This window comes from bacterium (assembly GCA_023150945.1).
In the GTDB taxonomy this organism is placed as follows: Bacteria; Zhuqueibacterota; Zhuqueibacteria; order Zhuqueibacterales; family Zhuqueibacteraceae; genus Coneutiohabitans.
Window position 1 is genome coordinate 39,550 of record JAKLJX010000027.1, and the last position, 15,667, is coordinate 55,216.

General features: G+C 61.5%; 15 protein-coding genes. All 15 read right to left on the reverse strand.

The window, feature by feature from the left end:
- Positions 1 to 10: 10 nt before the first annotated feature.
- The 15 genes from L6R21_24380 to kdsA all read right to left on the reverse strand — a co-directional run bounded on the left by L6R21_24380 (position 11) and on the right by kdsA (position 15,648).
- Positions 11 to 1,192 (reverse strand): glycosyltransferase family 9 protein, encoded by a 1,182-nt coding sequence (locus L6R21_24380; protein ID MCK6562348.1) that lies wholly within the window; start codon positions 1,190 to 1,192, stop codon positions 11 to 13.
- Positions 1,193 to 1,296: 104 nt separating this feature from the next.
- Positions 1,297 to 2,457, reverse strand: coding sequence for a glycosyltransferase (locus tag L6R21_24385; protein MCK6562349.1), 1,161 nt, complete (start codon positions 2,455 to 2,457; stop codon positions 1,297 to 1,299).
- Positions 2,381 to 3,487, reverse strand: coding sequence for a hypothetical protein (locus tag L6R21_24390; protein MCK6562350.1), 1,107 nt, complete (start codon positions 3,485 to 3,487; stop codon positions 2,381 to 2,383). The genes L6R21_24385 and L6R21_24390 overlap by 77 nt, the downstream gene beginning before the upstream one ends.
- 522 nt (positions 3,488 to 4,009) lie before the next feature.
- A complete protein-coding gene (locus L6R21_24395) occupies positions 4,010 to 5,008 on the reverse strand; it encodes a GNAT family N-acetyltransferase (GenBank protein MCK6562351.1) in 999 nt (332 codons plus the stop codon).
- Positions 5,005 to 5,925, reverse strand: coding sequence for an ornithine carbamoyltransferase (argF, locus tag L6R21_24400; GenBank protein MCK6562352.1), 921 nt, complete (start codon positions 5,923 to 5,925; stop codon positions 5,005 to 5,007). Before argF ends, L6R21_24395 begins: the two co-directional genes overlap by 4 nt.
- A gap of 24 nt (positions 5,926 to 5,949) precedes the next feature.
- On the reverse strand, positions 5,950 to 7,347 hold the full coding sequence (gene hslU, locus L6R21_24405; GenBank protein MCK6562353.1) for an ATP-dependent protease ATPase subunit HslU: 1,398 nt from the start codon (positions 7,345 to 7,347) through the stop codon (positions 5,950 to 5,952).
- Between the two features lie 37 nt (positions 7,348 to 7,384).
- Positions 7,385 to 7,930: an ATP-dependent protease subunit HslV gene (hslV, locus tag L6R21_24410; GenBank protein ID MCK6562354.1), complete on the reverse strand. Its 546-nt coding sequence runs from the start codon at positions 7,928 to 7,930 to the stop codon at positions 7,385 to 7,387.
- 60 nt (positions 7,931 to 7,990) lie between these two features.
- Positions 7,991 to 9,454, reverse strand: a complete 1,464-nt coding sequence (gene rpoN / locus L6R21_24415) for an RNA polymerase factor sigma-54 (protein MCK6562355.1) — start codon at positions 9,452 to 9,454, stop codon at positions 7,991 to 7,993.
- Positions 9,455 to 9,479: 25 nt separating this feature from the next.
- Positions 9,480 to 10,202, reverse strand: a complete 723-nt coding sequence (gene lptB, locus L6R21_24420) for an LPS export ABC transporter ATP-binding protein (GenBank protein MCK6562356.1) — start codon at positions 10,200 to 10,202, stop codon at positions 9,480 to 9,482.
- Positions 10,203 to 10,266: 64 nt separating this feature from the next.
- Positions 10,267 to 11,409, reverse strand: a complete 1,143-nt coding sequence (locus L6R21_24425; protein MCK6562357.1) for a hypothetical protein — start codon at positions 11,407 to 11,409, stop codon at positions 10,267 to 10,269.
- Positions 11,410 to 11,531: 122 nt separating this feature from the next.
- The gene (gene lptC, locus L6R21_24430) at positions 11,532 to 12,083 is read right to left on the reverse strand and encodes an LPS export ABC transporter periplasmic protein LptC (GenBank protein ID MCK6562358.1); all 552 of its coding nucleotides are present in this window, start codon (positions 12,081 to 12,083) and stop codon (positions 11,532 to 11,534) included.
- A 30-nt stretch (positions 12,084 to 12,113) separates the two neighbouring features.
- Positions 12,114 to 13,007, reverse strand: coding sequence for a lysophospholipid acyltransferase family protein (locus L6R21_24435; protein ID MCK6562359.1), 894 nt, complete (start codon positions 13,005 to 13,007; stop codon positions 12,114 to 12,116).
- A gap of 64 nt (positions 13,008 to 13,071) precedes the next feature.
- Entirely contained in the window at positions 13,072 to 13,536 is a 465-nt protein-coding gene (locus L6R21_24440) for a DUF1579 domain-containing protein (protein ID MCK6562360.1), read from the reverse strand.
- Between the two features lie 280 nt (positions 13,537 to 13,816).
- Complete coding sequence (locus tag L6R21_24445; protein MCK6562361.1) at positions 13,817 to 14,782, reverse strand: KpsF/GutQ family sugar-phosphate isomerase; 966 nt, start codon at positions 14,780 to 14,782, stop codon at positions 13,817 to 13,819.
- 35 nt (positions 14,783 to 14,817) lie between these two features.
- On the reverse strand, positions 14,818 to 15,648 hold the full coding sequence (gene kdsA / locus L6R21_24450) for a 3-deoxy-8-phosphooctulonate synthase (protein ID MCK6562362.1): 831 nt from the start codon (positions 15,646 to 15,648) through the stop codon (positions 14,818 to 14,820).
- Positions 15,649 to 15,667: the final 19 nt, after the last annotated feature.

Here is a 15,667-nt window from a genome sequence, read left to right on the forward strand (position 1 = left end):
TGGATGCCGCTCAACTCTGTGCCGGCGTCGCGCGATACTCGTGGCGGACCGGCAAAGGCGGTGACACCAGCCGCAACAACGCCTGCAGCACTTGTTCCGGTCCGACATTGGCGCATTCTCCGCTGTGACCGCGCAGCGCGATGAACTTCTCGCCTTTCGGTTTCCAAAAGGTGGGATCGGTCGGCCCGAAGATCGCCACCAGCGGCACACCCACCGCCGCGCCGGCGTGCATGACACCGGTGTCGTTGCACACGTAGCCGTCGGCAGCCGCGAGCAGCGCAGCCAACTGCCGCAGCGCGACATTTGTCACCACGGTCGGCGAAAACGAAAGCTGGCGCAGGAAGGCCGCGCCCAATTCGGTTTCCTGCGGCCCCCAGGCGGCCAGCACCCGCACGCGATATTCACGATGCAGCGCATTGGCCAGGGCCGCAAAATTCTCCGGCGGCCAGCGGTTGTCGCGCTTGCCGGCGCCGAGATGCAGCGCCACCACGCGGTCAGTTGGAGAAATCTCGTGCTGCGCCAGGAAGTCGGCTGCGGAGGCGCGATCCGCCGGCGTGAGCGTCATCACTTCGCTGTGATCGGCGGTGTCGATGCCGAGCATCCGCACGATATCGAGATTGCGATCGGTTTGATGGCGCTGCTCGCCGGCCGAGGGCGCGCTGAGATGGTAGAAAAAGTTGCGGGAACAGCCGGGAAACACGCGCTCCTCGCTGCCCAGGCAGTAGCGCGCGCGGCTGAGGCGGGCCATCACATCGCTGGTGAGCGAATGGGAAACTGTGTTCAAGACGATCGCCAGATCCCACCCTTGCCGAAGCTGGCGCCAGAGCCGCCAGAAGCGGGCCGGGGTCCAATTCCATCCGTGTTCTTCGAACACCAGCACTTCATCGAGATATTGATTGTGGCGGGCGACTTCGGCGGTGTAGCGGCGCACCAGCGCGCCGAGATGCGCCTGCGGAAAATGTTCGCGCAGCGCGCGCAACACCGGCGTCGCCAGCAAAAAATCGCCGAGATAATCGTGTTGCCGAATCACCAGGATGCGGCGAATTGCGGCAAGCTCAACCCGGGATGGTGCCAGCGCCTCGACTGCCAGCCACTTTTCCAGCAACGCCAGGCCACGGCGTTTGAAGAATTGTTCGAAGCGATTCCACCAATGCACGAATGGATTCTCCCAGATACCTTTCAGTGACGTCAAGTTATCTCAGGTGCCGGCCTGATAAACGTTGGCAGTGAAATCTTCTGGTCAACAGCAAAACATTTCCAGCCGATAGACACGCCCCCAACTGGTCAAAAGCCATTTCATGACCGCGTTTTGCGCTGCGCTTCCCGCGCAAACAGCTCTTCCAGCTTTTGCAGCATGGCGGCGTGCGTGAACTTCTCGGCCACGCGCTGCTGCGCTGCTGCGCCCAAAGCGCGGCGCCGGCCCTCATTCTGCAATAATTCGCAGGCACGTGCGGCCAGCGCCTCCGCCTCGCCCGGCGGAATGAGAAAACCGGTGCGGCCGTGCTCGACAATCTCGGGCATGCTGCTGAGGTTGGTGGTGATCACCGGCTTGCCCGCGGCCATGGCTTCGATCAACACCAAGCCGAAGCCCTCCCAAAACGAGGGCAGCGCCAGCACATCAATCGCCGCCATCACCGCCGGAATGTCGTCAACGAATCCAGCCAAGTGCAGATGATTTTGCCAGCCCTGCTGCTGAATTTGATTCTCGATCATTGCGCGCAGCGGGCCTTCACCAACCAGCACCAGCCGCGCCGCGGGCACCTGCGGCAGGATCTTCGCGAACGCCGCGAGCAACACGGCAATGCCCTTGCGTTCATCCAACTGCCCGACGAAGCCGAGCACGGGCGCGCCGGCGGGGAGGTTCCATTTTTGCCGCAGCTCGGTGCCGTCGGCCGCGGCAAATTCCGCGGGATCGATGCCGTTGTAAATCACACTGATGCGATCCGCCGCCAGCCAGGGCGCATTGTGCAAGAGTGCGGCTTTGGTGGCTTGTGAATTCGCGAGCAGATGGGTGGCCAGCACGTTGTAGGCGAAGCGATAGCGCCAGCGATTCTTGAGCGGATAGTCGATGCCGCGCCGCGGAATGATCGCGGGCACGCCGGTGAGCCGCGCGGCCAATCCGCCCAGACGCAGCTCCTTGTCCATGTTGGTCAGCACCACGTCGCAGTGGTGCCGTTTCATCCAGCGCGCCAATTGCCAGATCTGCAGCGGATCGAAGTCACTGCGGAATGACAGCAGCTTGAGCGGAATCCCCTGTTCCGCGGCGCGCGCCGCCAGCGCGGTGGCGGGCCGGCAACACAGCCACACGTGATGGCCGCGAGCCTGCAGGGCTTGCAGCGTGCGCAGCATCCACACTTCGCCGCCGCCAAACATGCGAATGCTATTGATGAACAGGATGCGCATGCCGCTGCTCGTGCAGGAGATCGTGAACATGCCGGACGACTTGTTCCGCGCCATGATGGGCCACCGCCCACGCGCGGCCGCGGCGGCCGAGACGCACGCGCTCCCCGGGGTGCCGGCAAAGCCAGCGCAATTTGTCAAGGAGGTTCTGCGCCGTAATTTCGACGAAGCCATGATCGGGATAGCGCGCGCTGAATCCCGGCATCAAACTGGTGCAGGTGCTGAGGCCGAGCGCCAGCGCTTCGATCGCATTGACGCCATAGCCCAGCTCACCGAGATTGTCGATGAAAATGTCGCATTCCGCCTTGCGCCGCATGGCTTCGGCATGCGGCACGCCCTCGATCAACTCCAGGCGAAGGGGAAATTCATGGGCCAGGCTTTGCACGGCGGCGATGATCAACTCGCTGCCTTTGGCGCGGCGATTGGTGGGCGCATGGCCGATGACCAGCGGGCCGGATGGTTTCACCGGCCGCATGGGATAAGGCTCGAACTCGAATGGAAAGAAGATATGATGGAGGCCGGGATCGAGCAGGAGATGGTCGAATTCCAGCGTCAGCCGGAGATCGGCCTGGCGGTCAACCGCCGGCACCAGGCCGCGCGTGCGCAGATCCGATCCGGTGTAGAGGCAAATGATGGTTTTGCCGCGTCGTTTGAGTTCCTGCACCAGCCGGCCGTCGCGATAGAACTCCACGCCGCCGTCGAGTTGATAGAGATCGAAATTCCAGAAATCAACCGCTGCCAGCGCGCGCCGGATTTTCGGCGTCCACAGCCATTCGCGCCACTGCACCAGCCATTTTTCCGGCCGCGTGTGCGGCTGCCACACCGGCGGGCTCGGGTGCGTCGCGGCGCGGGTGTTGGTCACCTGCAGGCGGCCGGGAGCGGAGAACAGCCTCTTGGCCCAACGCAAACCGGCAAAATCCAACAACGGCAGCTCCAGGCAAATGTCTTCTTCATAGCCGCGCGGATCGCGGCCGAGCGTGATCAACCGGCTGTGCCAGCCCAGCCGGCGTTCGGCGCGCACGCACGTGATCGGAACGCCCGAAGTATTGAACGGCGCGAGATGAAGGATACGGCGGAAGGAAGGCATGGCCTCTGCAAGCTTGATCACACGTTGTCGAGTTCAATGCGCATTGAAATCTAGACAACATCATGCCAAATGCCAGAGAAAAATCGCCCGGCCCGGAATGCCTCAGGTCGTGGGGGCAACTAATGTCATGCTGTAGGCCTTTTCCCTGGCGCTCGAATGGTTCGCCGATTGCAGATGCGATGCTCTGCTGGGGATGATTCAGCCTGTGTGAAAACGCACTCTTCACAACCTATTGCAAACGTGCAGCGGTTTTCAATTGGATGAGCAGGTTTGTAGTCCCGGCCCCTTGTGGGCGGCTCTCAAAGCCAACAAATTCGCGGTTGCCACAGTGCCCCACGAGGGGGCAAGACTTCGATTCCTGCGCACGCATTTGAAAAACCCTATGGCTGCAATATCTGGCCGGCTGATTTTGCATTTTCCTGCAGGCTGATTCCTGCAGAATGACGGGCAACGAGGTTCACTGCATCCGTCCAGAAAATGCGGTAGAATTTGACTGCGGCAATTGCCGCGCTCCGAAGAATTCTAGTCCAATTCCAGATACAGTGTATCCCGCAAAATGCCCTGCGCGCCGAGACTTTCCTTGAAGCTTGCCAGCCCCCAATTCGGTTGGGAATTCAACGTGAACGTGCCGAAATCGAGAGCTTGCAGGCCTTGCGCGCGACACCAGCGCAACACTTCGAACATCAGCAATTCGAAGCCGTGATATTGCCGAAATCCCTCGCGCTGGCTGAGATAGTAGAAGGCGAGCGCCGCGCGGCGATTGCACCGGAAGAGCAGCGTGCCGGCCAGCATCTCTGCGCCGAGCAGGGCGGTGAAGAGGCGGAGGTCATCGGGCAGCAGCATGCGCAGCCGCTGCAGATCTTCCAGCGAATGGGTAGGCTCGACCTGATGGCGCGCCAGCATGTGGCTGCGCAAGTGGGCGTGAAAGGCGGCAAAATCCTCACTCTCCTGCACCGTCACGCCGCGCTTTTGCGCCCGCCGCACGGCACGGCCGAATTCGCGCGGCAATTGCTCCGGCGACAGATCGGTCGGAATGATGCTGGTGACTTCCCGCTTGCGATAGCGGAAGCCGTGCTGCCACAGCACATAGTCGAGATGGTTGTTGGGATGGTTGAAATAGGCTTGCGGCGGCAGGGTGATTTCGACACCGGCCAGGCCCTGCGCGCGGCAGTGGGCCAGCAGCAGCGTCACGATGCGGTCGACCTCTTGCACGGCGAGGGAGGCTGGGGTGACCAAGCCGCCAAACGAGGCGCCGGGATGCGAGCGCAGCACGATCCGGCCGGCGTGGCTGCTTTGCGCGGCCGGCAACACGGCGCACAGCCCGCCCTTTTTGAAGAAGAGCAGCGAGGCGTCGACAAAACGGCCGGCAGGGTGATACGCAAAAAAGGCACGCGTGTGAAACAGCGTGCCTTGATTGGATTGCCAGACGAATTCATCCCAAAGCTGCCGGTGGCTTTCGTCATAGCGAACGAGCGTGAGGGTTGTCGGGCCGGCCGCTGTTGGCGGAGGCAGTTCGCTCATTGGCGTTTGCCCATCAGGGTGACGAGGATGGCTTTCTGAATGTGCAGCCGGTTTTCCGCCTGGTCGAAAATAATCGCAGCCGGACTTTCCATGACTTCGTGGGTCACTTCCTCCCCGCGATGCGCCGGCAGGCAGTGCATGAATTTCGCGCCCGGCTTGGCGGCCGCCATGAGCCGGCTGTCAATGACATAGTTTTTGAACAAGCGGCGCCGCTGCTCGGCTTCGGCCTCCTGCCCCATGCTCGCCCACACATCGGTGTAGAGAATGTCGGCGCCGGCCGCGGCGGCGGCGGGGTCGCGCACGATCTCGATGCGGCCCACGTTGGCGGCGCGTGCGCGCGCGACGATCGCGGTATCCGGCTCATAGCCCTCCGGGCAGGCAATGCGAAACGTCAGCGGAATCTTGCAGGCCATGTTGATCCAGGAATTGGCGACGTTGTTGCCGTCGCCGATATAGGCCACCACGAGATCATCGAAATGGCCGCGCTGTTCGAGAATCGTCAGCATGTCGCCCAGAATCTGGCAGGGATGCAGCAGATCGGTGAGGCCGTTGATCACCGGCACGCTGGCGTATTGCGCCAGCTCGAGGAGATGCGCATGATCGAACAGCCGCGCCATCAGGCCGTCCACGTAGCGCGACAGCACGCGCGCCACATCGGCCACGGCTTCGCGCTGGCCCAGGCCGATTTCGGCAGGTGAGAGATAAAGCGCATGGCCGCCGAGCTGAAACATGCCGACTTCGAACGACACCCGCGTCCGCGTCGAGGGTTTCATGAACAGCAGCCCCAGCGTCTGGCCCGCCAAATAGGCATGCGGCACACCCGCCTTTTGCTTGGCTTTCAGCTCGCGCGCGAGCGTGAACAACGACCAAATGTCCTCGGTGGACCAGTCGGCAATGCTCAGAAAATCTCGCTTCATGTGCAGTCTCTGTGGTTGGGAATCCTATAGGATGTAGCGGCTGTAATCCGGATCTTCGCTGATCTTTTTGAACGTCGCTTGCACCATGCCGGCAGTGATGGTGATTTTGCCCGTTCTGGTTTCGGGCACTTCGAAGAGAATGTCTTCCAGCAGGGCGCTCAACACGGTGTGCAGCCGCCGCGCGCCGATGTTCTCGGTCTTTTCGTTGACGTGATAGGCGGTTTCCGCAATTTCCCGCACCGCCTGCTCTTCAAACTCCAACTCCACGCCTTCGGTGGCCAGCAGGGCGATGTATTGCTTGAGCAGCGCGTTCTTGGGCTCGGTGAGAATGCGGACAAAGTCCTCGGCGGTCAGGCTTTCCAACTCGACGCGAATCGGGAAGCGGCCCTGCAGCTCGGGAATGAGATCCGAGGGTTTGGAAATATGAAACGCGCCGCTGGCGATGAACAGCACGTGATCGGTTCTCACCATGCCGTATTTGGTGAAGACAGTGGTGCCTTCCACCACCGGCAGCAAGTCCCGCTGCACGCCCTCGCGCGAGACATCCGGGCCGACGGTGTTTTTGCTGCCCGCCACCTTGTCGATTTCATCGAGAAAGACGATGCCGCTGTTTTCCACGCGCACGATCGCTTCCTTCACCACCTGGTCCATGTCGATCAGCTTGCTGGCCTCTTCCTGGATGAGATGCGCGCGCGCCTCGGTCACCGTCATCTTGCGGCGCTTCATCTTCTTGGGCAGCATGTTGCCCACCAGGTCCTGCAGATTCAGGCCGAGCTCCTCGACGCCGATGGGCGAGATCACCTGCATCATCGGCATGCTGTCGGCGGCGACGTCGAGTTCGACCAGGCGCTCTTCGAGTTTGCCGGCGAGCAGTTGTTCGCGCATTTTGTCGCGCGTGCGCTGCCGCCGCTGCTCCAGCTCGTTCTCGCTTTCCTCCTCGCTGATCGCAGCTTCCTCGCCGTGTTCGTTGTGGTCGCGGGCCGCCGCGGACTTGCGCCGCGGCCGCAGGTTGGGTAACAAGAGATCGAGCAACCGTTCGTTCGTCAGCTTTTCTGCCTGTTCCTGCACCGCCGCGGTTTTCTCGGAGCGCACCATCGCCACCGAGAGGTCGGTGAGGTCGCGGATCATGGATTCAACGTCGCGGCCGACGTAACCGACTTCGGTGAACTTGGAGGCTTCGACTTTGATGAACGGCGCCTTGGCCAGGCGCGACAGCCGGCGCGCGATTTCGGTCTTGCCCACGCCGGTGGGGCCAATGAGAATGATATTGTTCGGCATGATCTCTTCGCGCAGGTGCTCCGGCACGTGCTGCCGGCGCCAGCGATTGCGCAGCGCGATTGCAACCGAACGCTTGGCCCGATCCTGGCCGATAATATACTTGTCCAGCTCCGCTACGATCTCGCGCGGCGTGAGCTTGGCCATTTCTTCCAGTGTGCGAGCGGGTGATATCACCGTGGCATCATCCATAATTGAGTTCTTCGATCATGAGGCTTTTGTTGGTGTAAATGCAAATGTCGGCGGCCAGCATCATCGCCTCTTCCACGATTTGCTTGGCCGACAGGTTGGAGTAGCGCACCAGGGCACGCGCCGCGGCCATGGCATAGCCGCCGCCCGAGCCGATCGCGATGATGCCGTCATCCGGCTCGATCACGTCGCCGGTGCCGGAAATCACGAAAGTCTTCTCCTTGTCCATCACCACCAGTTGCGCTTCCAGGCGGCGCAAATAGCGGTCGGTACGCCATTCTTTCGCCAGCTCGACGGCGGCACGGCTGAGATTGCCCCGGAATTTCTCCAGGCGCTCTTCGAATTTCTCGAACAGCGCGAAGGCATCGGCGGCGGCGCCGGCAAACCCCACCAGCACCGTGTCTTTGTACAAGCGGCGGATCTTGCGCGCGTTCATTTTGAGGACGGTATCGCCGTAAGTGACCTGGCCATCGCCCGCCAGCGCGCAACTGTTCTTGTGGCGAACGCCCAGGATCGTGGTGGCGTGAATTACGGGAAGCATGGTTGCCCTTTGGGTGATGACTGTCGCAGTTGTTGGTTGCCGCCGGCGGTCACGGCGGCCTCAAATTTTCCGGCGCAAACGCGAAACCGGAATCATCATTTGCTCGCGGTATTTGGCCACCGTGCGCCGCGCCACGTTGAAATTCTCGCGCTTGAGAATGTTGGCGATGGTCTGGTCGTTGAGCGGCTTGTTGGGATCCTCGGCGGTGATGATTTCCTGGATGCGCTGCTTGATGCGGCGGTTGGAAACTTCATCGCCGTCATCCGATTTCAATCCTTCGCTGAAGAAATATTTCAATTCGAACACGCCGTGCTCGGTTTGCACGTATTTGCCGTTGGTCACGCGCGAGACGGTGGAAATGTCCATGCCGATCTCGTCGGCGATGTCCTTCAAGATCATCGGCTTGATGTATTGCTTGCCGTTCTCGAAGAACTCACGCTGCTTCTGCACGATCGCCTCCATCACCCGCAGGATGGTGAGGCGGCGCTGGTGAATGGAGTTGATCAGCCAGCGCGCCGACTCCAGCCGTTTCTTCACGAACTCGCGCGCCTCGCGCGCCTGCTGGCGGTTCTTGGCATTCTTGAGCAAAATGTCCTTGTAACGATTGTTGATGCGCAGATGCGGCACGTTGGAATCATGCAGAATGATGCGGAACTCTTCGCCGTCGCGCTCCACCGTCAAGTCGGGCACAATGGCATTGTCCTGCGCCGAGAAATAGCCCTCGCCGGGTTTGGGATTGAGCTGGGTGATTTCCTCCATCGCCTCTTTGATTTCATCCAGGCTGATTTCCAGCTTCTTGGCGATTTTTTCGAAGCGCTTGTTGGTGAAATCGTCGAAGCAGTTCTTGACGATCTTGAGGGCCAACTCGTGGCGCGGCACCTTGTCTTCGAGTTGGATCAGCAGGCATTCCTGCAGATTGCGCGCCCCAATGCCGACCGGGTCGAAATGTTGAATCTGGCGCAGCACCGACTCGACCTTTTCGACGGGGGTGCCCAGGTTTTGCGCCACCAATTCCACCGAGCAGGCAAGGTAGCCGTCTTCGTTGATGTTCCAGATGAGGTATTCGCCGATGGTGATTTCTTCTTCATCCAGCCGCTGCATGTGCAACTGGGTCAGCAGGTGCTCGGGCAAAGTTTCAGGCGAGGCTTCCTGCTGCTCGTACACTTCCACGCTGTTGTCGCGCGGGGCACGGTACTCGTAGTTTTCCTCGTCGCCCAGAATCGCCTCCCAGTCAACATCGTCCTTCTCAATCTCCTCTTTTTCGGGTTCCTCGGCGGTGGCGGCGGGCTCGATCTCCGGTTCCGGGGGCTCCTCTTCCTTCTGCTCGAGCGCCATCTCCTCGTCCTGTTCCTGCTCGGTCTCCATCTCCATGTCATCGATGACTTCGAGCAGGGGATTCTGTTCGATCTCCATGCGCAGCTTTTGCTCGAGCATGATCGTCGGCAATTGCAGCAGGGAAGACAGCAAGACTTGCTGCGGCGACTGCCGAAGTTGCTGGCTCAGCTTTTGGGATAGATTCAACATGTCACACGCTTCTCCGAAATTCCTTTCATCGATCCAGACGAAACTTGTCTCCTAAGTACAGCTTGCGCGCTTCCGGATCATTGGCGAGATACTCGGTGGTGCCGGACTTCAAGACCGTGCCCTCATAAAGCAAATAGGCGCGGTCAGTGATTGAAAGCGTCTCATGCACATTGTGATCCGTAATCAGCACGCCGATGCCGCGGCGCTTCAGGCCCCGCACGATCTCCTGAATGTCCTCCACCGCGATGGGATCCACGCCCGCAAACGGCTCATCCAGCAGGATGAATTTGGGATTGGTCACCAACGCCCGGGTGATCTCCACGCGGCGGCGCTCGCCGCCGGACAGCGTGTAGGCGTAATTCTTGGCGAGATGCGCGATCGCCAGTTCCTCCAGCAACTCGGCCAGGCGCTGCTGTCGCGCCCGCGCCGAAAGCGGCAGCGTCTCCAAAATCGCCAGAATGTTCTCAGCCACCGTCAAGCGCCGGAAGATGCTGGGTTCCTGCGACAAATAGCCCACGCCCAGCTTGGCGCGGCGATACATCGGCATGGTCGTGACCTCGATCTCCTCCAGGAAGATCTTGCCCTCCGTCGGCCGGATCATGCCGGTGATCATGTAAAACGTCGTGGTCTTGCCCGCGCCGTTCGGTCCCAACAGGCCGACGATTTCTCCCTGTTTGACCTCGATGGAGACCTGATTGACGACACGGCGCTTGTTGTAGATTTTTACCAGTCGCTCTGAACGCAACATAAGTATGCTTTGATCCCGCCGGCGTGTTGCCGGCTGCGGCAATGCCGCGGTTGGGTAACCGTGCTCAATTGGGCGCGCGCGCGCCGCGGCCGCTGCTGTCTGCCGGCGCGCTGGCCGGCGGCTCGAACCGGCCGTTCGAAATGCCCGGGTTGCTTTGCACCACCACGCGCTGTAACTCCTGGCCGGCCACAAACAAGGTGATGCGATCACCCTGCACGCGATTCATGCCCTTTTCCTTGCCGTCTTCGATCACATAATAGACGCTGGTGGCCGCCTCTTCGACTTCAAGGCGTTCGGCCTGTTCGTTCCGGAAGTACGTTGTGATCCGGCCTCCTGCCAGGGCGTTGAGGCGCTGGCCGTCGCGCCGCGCCTCCAACGTGGAGGTGGCCGTGGCCTTGCCGGCGACCACGGATTTTTCGAGCTGCTGATCGTCGTTGAAGAAGAGCGTGATGGCCTCGCCGCGGGTTTCCTCGCCTTCGCGCCAAGCCACCGGCGTTTGGCGCAACTCGATTTTCTTTTCATCGCGGAAATACTCCGCTTCGCCGCAAGTGGCGCGCGTGCCCTGGCGGAGGATTTCGACGTTGCCCGTGACTTGCGCGCGGCTGCCGCCGCCGTACATTTCGATCGTCTCCCCGGTGAGGCGCATGCGCTCGCTGCCGAGTGAGTCGAACTCGATCAGCACGGGCGCGAGCGTGGCTCTGGCGTAGCCGCTGCCACGACGATATTCCGCCCGGCCACAGGTAAGCTGCACGCGCTTCTCGTGATGAAGCAGCACGACTTCCTGCTCGGCGAGGGCGAGGCTGTCGCGCTCGTAATAGATCAGCTTGCGGGCAGACAACCGGCTGGTGCGGTCGCCCATCTGCACCTGGCCGAGGGCCTCCTGCACGCGCAGATTCTCGAAATAGTTGACACGGTCAGCGCGCAACCACTTGTGGCCTTCACGAATGTCGACATTGCCGATCAGCTCGATCAAGTTGCGGTCGGGAATCCGCCGCGCGCGATCGCACGACACCTGCAGGCTGTCCTGCGTGAAGCGGACATTGCCGATCAACTCCATCACCGTCACGCCGGCTTCGATCACCGAGCGGCCGGAGTCGGCATGTTGCAATTTCAGCGGCCCGGTGCCGGTTTGCGCCAGGCTCAACGAAACCATGCCGAGCAGGAAGAGGGCCGGCAGCCGCGGCGGGCTTTTGTGAGTCCTACTCATCCGCACAGCCTTCATTCTTTGCAGTCCCGATCTTTTGTGGGTCGCTGTCGTAGCCAACAAATTCAAGGGTTGGAGCAATGCCCCACCAGGGGGCAGGACTACGAAATCCCGGCAACGGCACCCTAGCGATTCGGCAAATTGACTTTCTTCTTGCTGACGCCGGAGAGCTTGCGGATCGACCATTGTCTCATGGTGGCATCCGACTCGAAGCCGTGGCCGTGCAGCGTGTCGCCCTTGGCGGTGGTGATGGTGACGAACTCCTCGCTCACGATCTTCTCGCGCTGGTTGAGCCAGCGCAGTTTCTCGGTGCGCAGGGTCGTGCCGCTGTCCGAGACCACCACCACGTTGCCGAGCGCCTCGACGTCGTTACTGTTTTCGTGCAGGATGCCGCGCGCCGAAGTGAGCTTGGAAGAATGTTCGCCCTTCTTGCCGTAAAAGTCAACCACCACGCCGTCATCGAACAGGACGCGGCGATCCTTGGAATACTTCGCCATGTGGCCGTATTGCACGATCGCCGCAATGCGGCCGGTGCTGGTCACCGTGACTTTGCTGTTCCAGCCCTCCTGATCCGGGCCGTCGAAGGCCTTGTCCGTCGTGGCGGTCTGCGGGGACGACTGGCAGCCGGCGAGCAGCAGGACGGCAGCGAAAATTGCCAGGCAGATTTTTTTCATCATAAGAGCAATGACCCGCGGTCCGCAGGTTGATCACGGCTGCGGTTTGGTTTTCCAACGTTCGTGCATCCACACCCATTGCGCGGGGTGTGCGCGAATGAAGGCCTCGACTGCCTGCGAGCAGCGCTGTACGTTCTCGGCGCGTTGTTGCGGCTGCAGCGGAATCTCCGGTCTGATCGCCACCGTGTGGGAAAAATCCTCATTCATCCAAATTGCCAGCGGCACCACCGGCGCGCCGGTGCGCTCCGCGAACACCACCGGCCCGGCCGGCGTGTAGGCCGGCTGCCCGAAGAAATCGACGAACTCACCGTCGACGCGCGTGTCTTGATCGATCAAGATGCCGAGCACGCCGCCGGCCTTGAGCCAGCGCAGGATTTCGCGCGCCGCGCCGGCATTGCGCGGGATGTTGCGATAGCCGGCCCGCTCGCGCTCTCTCACCAGAATGGCATCGAGGCGCGGATCGTAAAGCGCGGTGCCGACGACCGCCAGCGGAAAATGCTGCGCAATGAACGCCGCCATCAATTCCCAGCAGCCCAGGTGGCCGGTGATGCAAATTACGCCGCGGCCCTTGGCCAGCGCGGCCTCGAGATGCTCGCGGCCGGTGAAGGAAACGTAGCGCTCGAGGCCGGCGCGCCGAAGCTGCGGCAAGCGCACGGCCTCGGCGGCATTGCGGCCGAGATAACGGAAACACTCCCGGGCCAGCGCCGTGATCTCCGCCTCGGAACGCTCGCCGCCCAACGCCAGCCGCAAGTGCCGCAGCGTTTTCTCGCGCTCGCGCCGCAGCAGCCGAAAGGCGAGCAGCCCCAGCCGCTCAAACAACGCCAGCGCCGGTCGCCGCGGCAGGCGCCGCATCAGCCCCAACAGCATTCGAATGAACCAATAGAGGCCGCTATTCTTGATTCTCTTCAGCAGTGGCTTGCGATTCACGGCGACGATGGGGCGCGCTCCCGATTGATCGAATTTTCACGGCCGTTGCCGGCCGGCTTGCTGCTCATGGTTTGATGCGGGTGTACTTCGTTTCCACCGCCTTGGCTTCCTCCCCCTCGGGCGTAACATTGTAGGCCGTGATCGTGAGATGATCTTGGTCGATCAACTCGAAAACGGTTCGCCAGCCCCATTGCGGCACATTGGGAGCGGCATCATATTTTCCCATCACCTCGAAGCCCCGCGCGGTCGCTTCGCCTTCCGAAAACATGATGGCATAGTTCATGTGGAAATCATCAACCCACACGATTTGGAACCGCTGCGTGATGGTATTCAGCGCAATCGTCTCCTCGCCGTGCCGCGGTTTGCCTTGCATCATGCCCGCGTAGGTGTGACGGAAGAAACGGCCATCGAGCAGCGGCCGGATTTCGCCCTGGACTTGGGATTCGTCGGCAAGTTTGCCGGGTTCAAACCAGGTCTGGCAGGTGCCCTGCCAGGAACCCACGAGAGACTGCAGCAGCTCCTTCGGCATGATTTGCTCCCTCTGTGTTGGTGTGGTTTTGACTTCTGGAAGACCCTGCGACAAGACCGCCGCGGGCAAGGTCAGAGCGAGACAGACCACTATCGCACAGGCAACCCCGCTCCGTAGATTTTCACTCGCCATGTTACCCTCCATTTTCTTTGTATGATGAGAAACCCGAAAGCCGCGCTGAGACAGCCTTGCGCCCTGCGCCGCCTGGACTCCTTACTGCGATGGGGACAGAGGAATCTTGTCCCCCTCGCTGTTCTGCCGAGGCGACCACGCCCTCGCGCTAGGCCACGCCCGCCTTCAACAAATCATGCAAATGCAGCATGCCGACCGGGCACTGCTCGGCATCGACGATGATCATCTGCATGATGTCGTGCTCTTCCATGATCTCGAGCACATTGGCCGCCAGCGTGCCCAGCGGCACGGTTTTGGGATGTGGTGTCATGATCTGCTGCGCGGCCAGATCATACACGGCTTGGCGGCGGCGCAGCAGCCGCCGCAAATCACCGTCGGTGACGATGCCGGCGAGCTTGCCGTCGGCCGCGACCACGCAGGTGGCGCCAAAGCGCTTGCTGGTGATTTCCAAAATGACTTCTTCCAGCGTGGCGGTCAAGCCCACGCGCGCGACGCGATCGCCGCTGTACATGATGTCGTCGATGCGCAGCAGCAGCTTGCGGCCGAGCGTGCCGCCGGGATGGCGCAGCGCAAAATCCGCCTGGGTGAAATGGCGTTTCTCCAGCAACGCGACCGCCAGCGCGTCACCCAGGGCCAGGGTGGCGGTGGTGCTGGCCGTGGGCGCGAGATCATGCGGGCAAGCCTCGCGTTTCACGCTGATGTCCAGAATCACATCGGCGCGCTCGGCCAGCGGCGAATGGCGGTTGGCCGTCATCACCAGGATGGGAATTCCCAGACGTTTGAACAGCGGCAGCAGCAAATGAAATTCGTTGGTCGTGCCGCTTTTGGAAATGCAGATCACCACGTCGCCGGGCATCACCATGCCGAGGTCGCCGTGCGCCGCTTCCGCGGGATGAATGAACATCGCCGCGGTGCCGGTGCTGGAGAGCGTGGCCGCGATTTTCTGGGCGATGATCCCGCTCTTGCCGATGCCCGAGACGATCACCCGGCCGCGGCAAGAGTAAAGCAATTCCACTGCGGCCTCGAAGCTGGCATCGAGACGAGGCGCCAACGCGGCCACGGCCTCGGCCTCGATGCGGAGGACCTCACGGGCGATGTCGAGCAAGTTGGGCATGAGCGTTTGCTGCTGCGCCGGCACGTGATCCGCTCTCACCAAAACTTCCTGGTCATGTCCGCGATGGCTTTCGCCTGCGTCAGCAGCGCTTCCAGCTTGGCGATCGGCCATTGGCTGGCGGCGTCGCATTTTGCCTCCGCGGGATTGGGATGGGCTTCAATGAACAAGGCTTCGCAGCCGGCGGCCATGGCGGCGCGCGTCAGCGCCGGCACGAAATGCGGTTTACCGCCCGCCGGGTTCGATGAGGGCAGGCCGTAAACGCGCACCGAATGCGTGGGATCGAACATGACCGGGTAGCCGAGACTGCGCATGGTCACCAGCGCGCGCATATCGACCACGAGATCGTGATAACCGTGGCAGGCGCCGCGCTCCGTCAGGATGATGTTGCGGTTGCCGGCGCGCTCGATTTTGCCGATGACGTTGCGCAGGTCGTCGGGATCGAGAAACTGGCCTTTCTTGACATTGACCACGCGGCCGGTTTTGGCGACCGCCAGGGTGAGCGTGGTTTGCATGCAGAGATACGCCGGAATCTGGATCACATCCAAAACTTCGGCGCAGGCCTCGGCATCATGCGCGTCGTGAATATCGGAAAGCACGGGCACGTCGAACTGCTCCTTGATGCGGCGCAGCAGCGCCAGCCCGGCGCGCAAGCCCGGACCCTGATAGCTCAGTTCGGAAGAACGATTGTCCTTGAGATAGGACGATTTGAAAATCAGCGGCAGGCCGACTTTGGCCGCGATGCCGCAAATGTGCTCGGCGGCCGTCATCATGGTTTTTTCATCTTCGATGACGCACGGCCCGCAGATCAACACCAGCGGATGCTCACCGCCGAGTTTGATTTTTCCGATTTCGATGGTACGAGTCATGAACGAGCGATCCTCAAAC

Coding starts and splice junctions, on each gene's coding strand:
- L6R21_24425 (MCK6562357.1), bottom strand. CDS start 11,409: ATGAGTAGGACTCACAAAAGCCCGCCGCGGCTGCCGGCCCTCTTCCTG.
- argF (MCK6562352.1), bottom strand. CDS start 5,925: ATGAAGCGAGATTTTCTGAGCATTGCCGACTGGTCCACCGAGGACATT.
- rpoN (MCK6562355.1), bottom strand. CDS start 9,454: ATGTTGAATCTATCCCAAAAGCTGAGCCAGCAACTTCGGCAGTCGCCG.
- L6R21_24440 (MCK6562360.1), bottom strand. CDS start 13,536: ATGCCGAAGGAGCTGCTGCAGTCTCTCGTGGGTTCCTGGCAGGGCACC.
- kdsA (MCK6562362.1), bottom strand. CDS start 15,648: ATGACTCGTACCATCGAAATCGGAAAAATCAAACTCGGCGGTGAGCAT.
- L6R21_24385 (MCK6562349.1), bottom strand. CDS start 2,457: ATGGCGCGGAACAAGTCGTCCGGCATGTTCACGATCTCCTGCACGAGC.
- hslU (MCK6562353.1), bottom strand. CDS start 7,347: ATGGCCAAGCTCACGCCGCGCGAGATCGTAGCGGAGCTGGACAAGTAT.
- L6R21_24390 (MCK6562350.1), bottom strand. CDS start 3,487: ATGCCTTCCTTCCGCCGTATCCTTCATCTCGCGCCGTTCAATACTTCG.
- L6R21_24395 (MCK6562351.1), bottom strand. CDS start 5,008: ATGAGCGAACTGCCTCCGCCAACAGCGGCCGGCCCGACAACCCTCACG.
- lptC (MCK6562358.1), bottom strand. CDS start 12,083: ATGATGAAAAAAATCTGCCTGGCAATTTTCGCTGCCGTCCTGCTGCTC.
- lptB (MCK6562356.1), bottom strand. CDS start 10,202: ATGTTGCGTTCAGAGCGACTGGTAAAAATCTACAACAAGCGCCGTGTC.
- L6R21_24445 (MCK6562361.1), bottom strand. CDS start 14,782: ATGCCCAACTTGCTCGACATCGCCCGTGAGGTCCTCCGCATCGAGGCC.
- hslV (MCK6562354.1), bottom strand. CDS start 7,930: ATGCTTCCCGTAATTCACGCCACCACGATCCTGGGCGTTCGCCACAAG.